This is a genomic window from Ningiella algicola, from assembly GCF_028401415.2.
Classification (GTDB): Bacteria; Pseudomonadota; Gammaproteobacteria; order Enterobacterales; family Alteromonadaceae; genus Glaciecola.
Window position 1 is genome coordinate 541812 of sequence record NZ_CP171821.2, and the last position, 12470, is coordinate 554281.

A 12470-nucleotide genomic window follows, 5' to 3' on the forward strand; every position below is an offset into this window, starting at 1 on the left:
AAGATTTTGGCTTTGCCATAACTAGCGCTGTCAACAATTAAATAGACAAGGTAGCAACATGAAACAGGTATCACGCATTTTTTGGCTAATCACGCTCACGTGGCTAATCGCAGCTTGTGGGGGCGGTGGTGGTTCTCTATCTAGGGACGATACTAACGACCCAAATACACCAACGCCACCAAATACACCTCCAGCACCGGTAATTGCGCTATCCATCGCCCTAACGGATGCGACAGGTGCAGTATCGAGTGATTTAGCTGATGCAGCGCCACTTACTGCGTCGGTAACCGTTACCAGCGATGGTGCGCCAGTTGAAGGTGAGCTTGTGACCTATTCGCTTGACGAGCCTTTGCTTGCGAATTTTAGCAATGACACCGGTACGGCGCTGACTGACGCAAATGGCGTGGCTAGCATAGACCTTTTCGTAAGTGACTTGTCAGGAAGCGGTGTTGTATCAGCGGTAATAGCTGGACAATCAGCTGTATCTGCCGGATTTAGCTCTTCAGGGGCTGTTCAACAAGGTCCATTCTCCTTAGAGCTTTTCGCAAATTCTACCCAGCTTGCCTCAAGTGGCTCTGATGATATTGAGTTAATTGCAGTCGTCAAAAGCGAACAAAATATACTGTTGAGCGGCATTCCAATTACCTTTTCTGCGGATCAAAACGCTTCACTTACCATCGTGAATGCCGAATCTGGTGAAGACGGCACGGCACGAGCTTTGTTAAGTACGCAAAACAACCCGGAAAATAGAACAATTAATATCACTGCGCGCTCGGGCGCGCTATCACAAGACATATCAATCAATGTAGTTGGAACTGAGGTCAATATAAACGGTGCATCTTCAGTCATTTTAAATGATTCTGCCCCACTTACTTTTGTACTATCAGATTCGGACGGAAACGGCATTGCAGGTCAAGCTATTTCAGTGAACAGCGATAGAGGTAGCTTATCGGAGCAATCACCTGTTACAAACAGCAATGGGCAGGTCAGTGTGGATTATGTTGCGACAGAGTCGGGACTAGCTACGATCACCGCTTCGGCACTTAACGCAAGCTCGCAATTTGCAATTAATGTGCAGCAAGATGACTTTAGTTTTAGTGCGCTTTTAACAGATGGGCTGTCACTTAATACTGACCATCCACTGACCCTGCGATGGTTTAGAAACGGAGCGCCATTGGTAAACGGCATGGTCACAGTAACCACGTCGCGTGGTGACATCAGCGTAGATGGTGATTCTGCGGTAAATACGGTTGCTACAGATGCAAACGGTTTTGCGACGGTAAGCATTCGTTCAGCATTTGCCGGTCCCGCGTCAATATCAGCGATAGGCAATGATTCAAGCGGTGCAGAAGTAACTGCACGTGCTACCGTTGAATTTATTGCATCTACGGTAGATAGTATTTTTGTTGACGCAACCCCAGATGTTATCGGGCCTGAAGGTCAAACAGCTACCATTACAGCGCTTGTTCGTGATGCCGATGGCAATCTGGTGAAAGGCAAAATGGTTAACTTCCGCTTGTTTGCAGATTCTACAGGTGGCAGCATTTCACCGAATACGGCCTTAACCGACAGCAACGGTATTGCTTCAACCGTATACAGCTCTAGCGCGGTCAGCTCACAAGATGGCGTAACCATCGAAGCTGAGAGTGATGGTGTAACTGCTTTAACCAGCCTGACAGTCGGTGACCGTGCATTTGATATATCCATCGGAACAGGCAATCGAATTTCGTCGCCCGATCCGGCGTCATATCTTAAAGAGTTTGCCGTGTTTGTTACTGATGCTGCTGGTAGACCGATTCAGGATGCTGCATTAACAGCCACATCAACACCGCCAACAGGTCCTGCTTATAGAAAAGGCTTTTGGGTATGGAATCCTGACGCTAGTGTATGGATTCCTGAAACAACGGTGGTTTGCCAAAATGAGGATGCAAATGGAAACGGTCGTCTTGATGCAGGCGAAGACTTCAATAACGATGGACAATTGACACCGGGTAACGTAGCGCTTGTGAATTTCAAAGATGGCATCACTCGCACCGATAACAATGGTCAGGCAACCATAGAGTTGCGTTACGCTCGCCAATTTGCGCCTTGGGTAACGACTGAGCTTGAAGTTAACGGTCAATCAGCGGGTAGCGAATCGTCAGAGCTTCAGGCATACAGAATTGGGGCATCGGCTGAAGATTTAACGGATGAGGCTGTGCCACCTCCCGCTAATCCATTTGGTTTCTCAGCAAACTGCAATGACACTTTATAGCTGTTTGGATTGATGCAAAAAAGCACCGCATTCGGTGCTTTTTTTATACCGAGTAAAACCAGTTTATTTTTTCTGAAAGGGATAGACAGAGCCTAAATTTAACAACTGCGTAAGCTCATCGAGCGCCGTTCTTGATTCATCGAGCAGTTGCGGATCCACTAGGTCATCTGCATGAAGCGAATCACGGTAATGTTTATTTACCCAATTACGTAAATCAGCATATTTAGTGTCAGTCATTAACACATTTGGATTGACCGCAGTTTGCTCCTTAGCGTTGAGCGCCACTCGTAGTCTAAGGCAAGCTGGCCCGCCTCCATTTTGCATGCTTTGCTTCACGTCGAAATAATGAACGGCTTTTATCGGTGTATCTTCTGAAGTCAGCCAATCTAAGTACGCCTTAACACTGGGTGTATGTTTGCATTCTAAAGGCGCTATGATGACCATTTCACCATTTGGTAAATTAATCAACTGGGTGTTAAATAAATATGATTTAACCGCATCGTTCACACTGACTTTTGCCGTTGGCACTTCAATAAAATGGAAAGGCTTGTCAGAATACGCCCGCAAAATATCCTCTTGCACTGACGGTGTATTTAAAAAGGCTTGTTGATGATAAAAAAGGACGTTTTTGTTTCCTACGGCTATCACGTCATTATGAAATACGCCTTGGTCAATGACATCCGGATTTTGCTGAGCATAAACCGTTCTATCAGCATTAAGTCCGTGCAGGCGCGCAATTGCTTGACTGGCTTCAATTGTTTGACGAGCTGGATATCGTTTAGGGGCAGGTTTGCTATCGTTAAACGCATATTTGCCATACACAAAAAACTCGACTCCTTGGCTACCATAATCATCACAAAAGCGGGTATGGTTGGCAGCACCTTCATCGCCAAAGTGATCGTTTTCAGGTAGGTGTTGATGATGGACAAAATGAGACTCGTCAGCGAACATGGCGCGCAATATATTGCCGGTAACCGCAGGCTCAATTGCTCGATGGAACTTATTGGTTAAATTTGCCGGTGTGAAATGCACACGGCTATCCGAGGTATCGGCGCTTGCCGACACAGTCGCTGCATTTGCGGTCCACATGCTTGATGCACTGCAGCAGGCCAAGAAAATGTGTGGCGCTTGTTTATAAGCGTCTTGCATGACCTTACTGTCACTTCCGCTGAAACCTATGCGTCGTAATGCGTATACGTCAGGACGCTCTTGAGGTGCAATAATGCCCTGCATCATTCCCATATCGGATAGAGCCTTCATCTTTTCAAGGCCTTGAAGGGCTGCCTGCTTGGGGTTGCTTACCGCTTTCGCATTTGATTTAGATGCAACATTTCCGAACGAAAGCCCCGCATAATTATGTGTTGGGCCAACTAATCCATCAAAATTCGCCTCTATTGCAGAGCTTAGGGTGAAATTTGACTGATTGCTATTATCCTGCGCCATGCTGTAAGCTCCCGATTTAATAGTGAAACATATGCCTTTATTAAAGGTATAAGAACATGAAATATGCTGCGATTATACGGCCTATTTTATGTTTGCCAATGGTATTTAATAGAAAACCATAATAAAAACATAGACTTCACTAGGTGCTGATAAGATAAATAGTTATTACAACTTGTTTTCTATTCACTTTGTAGATATATGTTAAAAAAGAAATGAGCCCCGCAGTCTTTAAATAATAGAATGCGAACCGACCTAAGCGTCTTTAAAATATAAGGTTTTCTTATTTAATGGGTAAATCACTGGTTATTGTCGAATCACCGGCAAAAGCAAAAACAATAAATAAATATTTAGGCAAAGATTTCATTGTGAAATCGAGTGTAGGTCATGTTCGAGACCTACCCACTAAAGCTCTGGGTAAAATTGCTCCTAAAAAGCCAGCAAAAGAGCTAAAGGAATGGTCTGACAGCCGAAAAGAGAAATACTTAAAAGAATACGAGTACAACAAACTCGTTGATCGTATGGGCGTGGACCCCAACCAAGACTGGGAAGCTCACTACCAAATCTTGCAAGGCAAGGAAAAAGTCGTTAGCGAATTGAAAAAACTCGCCAAAGAAGCTGATACGATTTATCTGGCAACGGATTTGGATAGAGAAGGTGAGGCGATTGCATGGCATTTGCAGGAATTGTTAAAAGGGAAAGACAAGCATTTTCAGCGCGTTGTATTTAACGAAATCACGCAATCTGCAATTAAAGAAGCTTTTTCAAAGCCTTCGGACGTAAATATTGCGCGAGTGAATGCGCAACAGGCTCGCCGCTTTTTAGACCGCATTGTTGGTTTTATGCTCTCTCCATTGTTATGGAAAAAAGTCGCGCGTGGCTTATCTGCTGGAAGAGTGCAATCAGTCGCAGTGCGTTTGGTGGTGGAACGTGAGCGCGAAATTAAAGCCTTTGTGCCTGAAGAGTTCTGGGACGTGCATGCTGACTTGTCGACTAACAAGTCAGAGAACATGCGCATGCTGGTGCAAAAACATGAAGGCAAAACCTTCAAACCCATCAACAAGGCACAAACCGATGACGCGTTGATCAAGCTTAAAGACGCATTATATAAAGTCGTCAGTCGTGAATCAAAGCCTACGCAAAGCAAGCCATCAGCGCCATTTATTACCTCGACACTGCAGCAAGCGGCGAGCACTCGTTTAGGTTTTGGGGTAAAAAAGACGATGACGATGGCACAGCGACTTTACGAGGCTGGCCACATTACTTACATGAGAACCGACTCAACTAATTTGAGTTCAGAGGCGGTAGAAAATTGTCGTCAGTATATTCAAGCAGAATTTGGTGACAAGTATTTGCCAGCGAATCCCTTGCGCTATGGCAGCAAAGATGGAGCGCAAGAAGCGCACGAGGCTATCAGGCCTTCAAATGTGAAAATAAAGGCACAATCCCTCTCTGAGATGGAAAGAGACGCGCAGCGCCTGTATGAGTTGATTTGGCGCCAATTTGTTGCGTGTCAAATGACCAATGCTAAGTATGACGCAACTACCGTCAAAGTCTCAGCAGGTGATTATGAACTTAGCGTTAAGGGCAGGGTGCTAGTGTTTGACGGTTGGACAAGCGTGCTTAATCAGGTAAAGCGAAAAGATGATAACGACGGCGTGCTACCAAATGTACAGCAAGGCGATGTGTTAGCCTTGAAACAGCTCGAACCTAAACAGCATTTCACAAAGCCGATTGCGCGCTTTAACGAAGCATCCTTGGTCAAAGAACTTGAGAAGCGCGGCGTTGGTCGCCCGTCTACCTATGCAAACATTATCTCGACCATTCAAGATAGAGGCTATGTACGGCTCGAAAATAAGCGGTTTTACGCCGAAAAAATGGGCGAAATTGTAAACGATAGATTAGTTGATAATTTCTCTGATTTAATCAGCTATGATTTTACTGCCAATATGGAGCAGCGCCTTGACGACATTGCCCATGGCGAGTTGGAATGGAAACGTGTGTTAGATAGTTTCTATGGGGAGTTTTCTGAGCAACTTGAAAAAGCAGAAATGCCCACCGAAAAAGGTGGAATGCAGCCTAACCAAGCGGTTCCCGTGGATATCGAGTGCACCAAGTGCTCTCGCCATATGAATGTGCGAACAGCAAGCACGGGCGTCTTTTTAGGATGTTCAGGTTATAACTTGCCACCAAAAGAACGTTGCACTCAAACAATGAATCTTACGCCTGGCGATGAAGTGGTTAAAGTGTCGGACGAAGAGGAGCTTGAAACTGAAGCGCTTCGTGCAAAACGCCGTTGTCCAATATGTGAAACCGCTATGGACAGCTACTTAGTGGATGAGCAGCGCAAACTGCATGTATGCGGCAATACACCAAGCTGTCCAGGCTATGAAATTGAATCCGGTACCTTCAAACTAAAAGGTTACGATGGTCCAATCATTGAATGTGATAAGTGCCAAAGTGACATGGAGCTAAAGAACGGGCGATTTGGTAAGTACTTTGGCTGCACAAATGAAGAATGCAAGAATACACGTAAACTATTGCGCAACGGTGAGCCAGCGCCACCTAAAGAAGACCCCGTGTTTTTACCCGAATTGGAATGTGAAAATTCGGACGCGCATTTTGTGCTTAGAGATGGTGCTTCTGGCATTTTTTTAGCGGCATCAACCTTTCCTCGTTCGCGCGAAACGCGGGCACCTTTAGTCGCGGAACTTGCCCGATTCAAAGACAGGATTTCTCCTAAGTTTTACTATTTAGCAGATGCGCCAGCTGCCGACCCTGACGGAAAACCAACCATTGTTCGCTACAGCAGAAAGACCAAACAGCAGTACATTATGAGCGAAGATGAGAACAAAAAGGCCACAGGCTGGTCTGCTTGGTATCAAGATGGCAAATGGCTTGCTGATGACAAGCGCAAAGCAGCCAAACCTGCAAAACGAAAAGCAAAGAAGAAATAACATGAGCGGTTCATTACAGGATCAGTTGCTAAAGTCGGGCTTGGCAGACAAAAAACAGGCGCAAAAAGCGAAGAAAGAGCGTCATAAGCAAGTTAAGGCCAAGCAAAAAAATAAAAAGGTGCAGATTGTTGATGAAGCGAAGCTAGCTGCGGAAAATGCACGCAAACTTAAACAAGAAAAAGATCGTGCAATTGCGGCGAAGCAGCGTGAAGAAGCTTTACAGCGAGAAATTAGAGCGCAAGTGGTCAACTTAATTAAAGTCAATGCACAGCCCAAGAATAACGGCGATATTGTACTAAACTTCACTGATGCAAATCTGGTAAAACGTCTATATGTGAACGAAAAAACGCATAAAGACGTGACACAAGCAAGGTTAGCGATTGTCTCGTATCTTGAAAATGAATACGAGTTAGTGCCGCTGCCTGTTGCAGATAAAATTCAGAGTCGTATGCCTGAAGCGGTAATTTACGTTGCCGATACAGCACAAGAAAATCGCGCTAATGCTGATGACAACGAAGATTGGTATGCGGATTATGAAATACCGGACGATCTAAGCTGGTAAATAAAGAGCTGGTAAATAAAGTGAATTTAGTGATTTAATGCGCACCAAATGTAAAGCCCTCGTCAAGAGGGCTTTATTGTATGCAAATAAAGCTTGATATTAGCTGTTTGGAGGTGTCGCCATCGGCGCACTTGCTTTTGATGATGCATTAGAGATCAATGCGGGTTCCCCTGCGCCTTCAAATACACCTCGGTCAGCATCACTTTTCGCTAAATACTCTCGTGGCTCAGGCATATCGACTGAAGCAGGATTTGCCATGGGGTGAGACACACGATTAAGCGGTACTTGTATTTGCTTTTCATCGCTGTCGCTTGCCTTTTTCTTCGGTTTGGCCTTCGCTTTCGCTTTTGGTTTTTTAGGTGGCTTAGCTTCTGCATCTGGCTCAGGGTTGGGCGTTTGCTCTGCAGGCTCTGCTTCGCTTTGCGCATCTAAGGCAATTTCAGCTTGTACCGGCTGAGATGATTGCTCAGCAAGATTTGCATTTTCAGTTTCAACTGATGCAGGTTCAGCCTGTGATGGCTCGGCATCATCCTTTTGCGTCACCACAACTGGAAGCTCATCCGGTTTTGTTTCGCTAAAGGAAAGCTCTGGCTGCACAGCTTCATCATCACTTTTCGTGTCTTGAGTGCCTTCAGTGCTATTCGCGTCATCTTCAAGCTTCTTAGCCTCAGCTTTTGTTTGGCGTGCTGACTTTCGGGGTTTGCGCTTAGGTTTCTCTGCTACTTTTACTTCGGTCTCACTACCGTCCTGATTTTCGATATTCTGAGATTGTTCCGTTATTTCCGCAGCAGCAACACTTTCTGAGGCTACCCGAGTTTCTGTATTATCGCCTTGATCAGCTGATGTATTGGCAGCGTCCACTGTTACATCAGAGGCAGCTGTGCTTGACGAATCATCGGCCTTTGCTTGCACTGCCTCTGATATCGGCGTAGGTTTGCCGTCATCATCTGATACTCTTACACTTTGACGAGCAGGACGTCTAGCTCTGCGCTGGGCAGGGGGCTTTTTACGCGCTTCTCGCTTCGGCTTTACTTGAGTGCTTTGCTCATCGATAGTTTGCTCATCAACACTTGTTGTTTCCAAGTGCTCTTTTTCGCTCGCTTTTTTATTGGTATTGCGATTGTCAGAACGACGAGCAGGCTTAGCCGCTTTACTGTCGTTCTGAGCATCTCTGCCTTTGCCACGGTTTTGCTCATTAGCTTTCGCTTGCGAAGATGGACGATCTGAGGTGTTGGTGCGCTCATTATTACGACGATTACGATTTTGACCTTGGCGACGTTTATTATTTCGGTTTTGCGAACGTCGTTGATTTTCTCGTTTAGCAGGCTGCTTTGTTTGCTCTTCTTCAGTATCAAACAAACCTTTGAGCCACGCTCCCACCTTGGTGATCAGCCCCGGCTCGCTTGGCGCGTTTGATGGCTTTTCAGTAGTTGGGCTGTCACTTGCTGTTTTAGTTGGCGCTGTGATCCCTTTTAATGCGGGCTCTTCTTTTTTAACAATAGTTGTAGAAGCACTATCAGCTTCATTTTCCGGTTCTTTAATCAAATCGACGTTATAGCTTATGTCTTCAGATATTTCTGAGCTTTTACGGCGAAGAATTTGGTATTTAGGCGTACTTAAGTTTGGATTAGGAATAATCAGCAAATTCACGCCATGGCGCTTCTCCAAGCCTTGTATCGCACTTCTTTTCTCATTCAAAAGGTAGGTAGCAACGGCAACCGGCAACTGTGCTTCAATTTGCCCTGTGTTGTCTTTAATGCACTCCTCTTCAATGATCCGCAATACAGATAATGCTAGAGACTCATTGCCGCGAACGGTCCCATGGCCATCGCAGCGAGGACATACATTATGAGCAGACTCACCCAACGACGGGCGTAGTCTTTGACGCGACATTTCAAGTAACCCAAATCGAGATATTTTGCCAAGTTGAATGCGAGCACGGTCGCTCTCTACGGCATTCTTCATGCGATTTTCGACTTCGCGCTGGTGCTTAACGGGTGACATATCGATAAAATCGATGACCACTAAACCACCTAAATCGCGCAAGCGAAGTTGTCTCGCTATTTCATCTGCCGCTTCCAAGTTAGTATTAAACGCTGTTTCTTCAATGTCTCCACCTTTTGTTGCACGGGCAGAGTTAATATCTATTGAGGTGAGCGCTTCAGTTGGGTCAATCACAACTGACCCGCCTGATGGCAATCTTACTTCGCGCTGGAAAGCAGACTCAATCTGGCTTTCAATTTGATAATGCGAAAACAATGGAACACTGCCTTGATAGCGTTTAACACGACTAACAAAGTCAGGACGCCATGTTTCCATGTGCTGCACGGCTTGCTCGTAAATTGCCTCACTATCAATCAATATTTCACCAATGTCGCGGCGCAAGTAGTCTCGAATGGCGCGGACAATGACGTTACTTTCTTGATGGATTAATAGCGGTGCGTCACGTGACTCTGCAACGTCCGTAATTTTGCCCCAGTGATGGATCAGCGTATTTAAATCGTCTCGTAAATCATCGGCAGGTTTGCCAACACCCGCAGTGCGCACGATGAGGCCCATTCCGTTGGGTACGTCCAGCTCACCTAAGGCTGCTTTCAATGCAGTGCGTTCATCACCTTCGATGCGTCTTGAAATACCGCCTGCGCGTGGATTGTTTGGCATGAGAACTAAGTAACTGCCAGCAAGCGAAATAAAGGTGGTTAAAGCCGCGCCTTTTTGTCCGCGCTCTTCTTTATCAATTTGTACAATGACTTGCGTGCCTTCGCTAACCACTTCTTTGATGTTAGGACGACCTTCGAATTTGTAACCTTTTGGGAAGTAAGTTTTTGCAATTTCTTTTAGGGGAAGGAAACCATGACGGTCTGCGCCATAATCGACAAAAGCAGCCTCAAGACTAGGTTCTACCCGAGTGATCGTACCTTTATAGATATTGGCTTTTTTTTGCTCGTGACCCGGACTTTCAATGTCTAAGTCGTAAAGTTTTTGCCCATCTACCAGGGCAACGCGCAACTCTTCTTGTTGAGTTGCATTTATTAACATACGTTTCATATTTTCTAGCTCTGTTATTCATCCAGACCTAGTAACAAACAGCTTCGCCGCAGAATCTCACGATTGTGCAAAGTGCTATCAAATTGTGCGCCACGCAAAACTAAACTGTTCATGTCGGCGTGTGCGAGTATAACCGTATCAAGCTAATGCTTGTTGATAGAATTAAATTGTTTTTAGCATAAAGAGGTTTATGTGCGCCTCTTTACTTCTATTTGTTACGTAAGTCTTTTTGACTTTTTTATAATGGTTCAAATGTAAGAATCTGAAGTCACGTTAATTCTATTGTAATAACGGCTTGGTGATCGTGCATAAAACATGCAGTCTTAATTTGAACGTCTTTAAACTTATGGTTATTGCGTGTAGAACTCGATAGTATTACCAACCTTAAGTTGCGCCTGCTTGCGCCGAGCCTATTTACTCGAACTTGGGTTTTTACCCTTCACTTATGCAAGTAGCCGTTCACGCGAGCACAGGGTAACACATAAAAATTCTTCAATATATGTAATTGTCAAAATTTTTTACAATTTTTACAAGGTCTTATACAGCACGGTTATTTTAAAAAACATGAGCTTATGGATAAAACTAGGGTAAAAACCGCAGATGACTTCGATCGCGTTCAATTTGTTCAAATCGAAGCCGATGAACAAGGACAACGAATAGATAATTACCTAATTCGTGTGTTAAAAGGTGTGCCCAAAAGCAAAATCTATCGAATTCTGCGAAAGGGTGAAGTTCGGGTAAACAAAAAGCGCGCTAAACCGGAATATAAGCTTGCAGAGAATGACGAAATTCGATTACCTCCAATTCGCTTAGAAGCGCCGGGACCCGCCAATGTATCCAGTGCAAAGGTGGAGTATCTCGAAGACGCGATTATGTTTGAGGATGATCGTATCATCGTGATAAACAAACCGTCGGGGATAGCAGTACATGGTGGCAGCGGCCTAAGTTTTGGGCTGATTGAGGGTTTACGAATTTTGCGTAAGCAAGCCCCTTTTCTAGAGTTGGTGCATCGCTTGGACAGAGATACCTCTGGTTGTTTGTTAATCGCAAAGAAGCGCTCAGCGCTTAGGCATTTGCATGAACAGCTGCGAAATAATCAAGTCGATAAGATTTATCATGCACTAGTAAAAGGACATTGGCCGCAAAAGCGTTTTAAAGTGAAAGCACCACTTCACAAGAACACCCTAAAAAGCGGTGAACGAATGGTTCAGGTAAACGATGCAGGTAAACCCAGCGAAACTCAATTTAGAATTTTAAAGGCCTACAGCAAAGCATCCCTGATTGAGGCCAAGCCTATCACTGGTCGCACCCATCAAATCCGTGTTCATTGTTTGCATGCAGGGCATCCTATTGCTTGCGATGATAAGTATGGTGATAGTGAATTTGATGCATTTGTAAAACAGCAGGGCTGTAATAGACTTTGTCTTCATGCCGCGCAGATTCGCTTTATTCATCCTAAAACCGGGCAACAAGTTTCGTTTGAAGCACCCTATGATAAAAAATTAGCCGCCATAGTGAAAAAGACTTTATAAAATGCAAATTAACAAACCTTATTCTCATTTAATATTCGATTGGGATGGCACGGTCATGGACTCTGCTGCGAAAATTGTCTCTTGCATGCAAATGGCTGCCAAAGCTTGTGGTTTAACGATACCGACTGATAAGGACGTACGACAAATTATCGGCATCAGTTTACTTCCGGCCATTGCTCAGTTGTTTTCTATTCAGATTAAGGATGCACAAAGGGTGGCTGAGCACTATAAACACATATTTCTGGAATCTGACAAAACACCAAGTCCCTTGTTTGAGGGGGCAATATCAACGCTGACGCAGCTATCTCAAAACTATGTGCTAGGTGTTGCGACTGGCAAGGCAAGACGAGGCCTTAACAGAGCATGGCAACAAACCAATAGTGGGCATCTATTTGACCAATCACGCTGTGCGGATGACGCTGAATCAAAACCATCTCCGGATATGCTTGTCCAACTCATGGAACACTGGCAAATTGAGGCCAGTGATGCATTGATGATAGGTGATACCGTTTATGACATGCAAATGGCAGAGGCGATAGGTATGGACCGCTTAGGTGTTTCCTATGGCGTTCATGAAGCAAATGCCTTGAAAAAGCATGGTCCGATTGCCATTATTGACCGCTTCGATGAATTACACACGCATCTATTGTAAAAAATGTTTAGCAAACTGCTTTGCA

Annotated in this window: 7 protein-coding genes; 5 read left to right on the forward strand and 2 right to left on the reverse strand. The window is 44.9% G+C overall.

The genetic code is table 11. The annotated features are described in order from the left end of the window. Positions 1-58 precede the first annotated feature (58 nt). Positions 59-2254 carry an Ig-like domain-containing protein gene (locus tag PN836_RS02430; RefSeq protein ID WP_395343067.1) on the forward strand — a complete coding sequence of 732 codons (2196 nt, stop codon included), beginning with the start codon at positions 59-61 and terminating at the stop codon, positions 2252-2254. A 63-nt stretch (positions 2255-2317) separates the two neighbouring features. Here the strand turns inward: PN836_RS02430 and astB are convergent, their stop codons facing one another. Further along, a complete protein-coding gene (gene astB, locus PN836_RS02435) occupies positions 2318-3697 on the reverse strand; it encodes an N-succinylarginine dihydrolase (protein WP_395343068.1) in 1380 nt (459 codons plus the stop codon). A 287-nt stretch (positions 3698-3984) separates the two neighbouring features. Here astB and topA point away from each other — a divergent pair, with 287 nt between their 5' ends. Both topA and PN836_RS02445 read left to right on the forward strand, forming a co-directional pair. Further along, entirely contained in the window at positions 3985-6651 is a 2667-nt protein-coding gene (gene topA, locus PN836_RS02440; protein WP_395343070.1) for a type I DNA topoisomerase, read from the forward strand. 1 nt (position 6652) lies between these two features. Then, the gene (locus tag PN836_RS02445) at positions 6653-7213 is read left to right on the forward strand and encodes a DUF2058 domain-containing protein (RefSeq protein WP_395343072.1); all 561 of its coding nucleotides are present in this window, start codon (positions 6653-6655) and stop codon (positions 7211-7213) included. A gap of 99 nt (positions 7214-7312) precedes the next feature. Here the strand turns inward: PN836_RS02445 and rne are convergent, their stop codons facing one another. Then, the gene (rne, locus tag PN836_RS02450; protein ID WP_395343073.1) at positions 7313-10261 is read right to left on the reverse strand and encodes a ribonuclease E; all 2949 of its coding nucleotides are present in this window, start codon (positions 10259-10261) and stop codon (positions 7313-7315) included. A gap of 572 nt (positions 10262-10833) precedes the next feature. Here rne and rluC point away from each other — a divergent pair. Beyond that, on the forward strand, positions 10834-11793 hold the full coding sequence (gene rluC, locus PN836_RS02455) for a 23S rRNA pseudouridine(955/2504/2580) synthase RluC (RefSeq protein WP_395343075.1): 960 nt from the start codon (positions 10834-10836) through the stop codon (positions 11791-11793). A gap of 1 nt (position 11794) precedes the next feature. Continuing rightward, positions 11795-12445 carry an HAD-IA family hydrolase gene (locus PN836_RS02460; RefSeq protein ID WP_395343077.1) on the forward strand — a complete coding sequence of 217 codons (651 nt, stop codon included), beginning with the start codon at positions 11795-11797 and terminating at the stop codon, positions 12443-12445. Positions 12446-12470 lie beyond the last annotated feature (25 nt).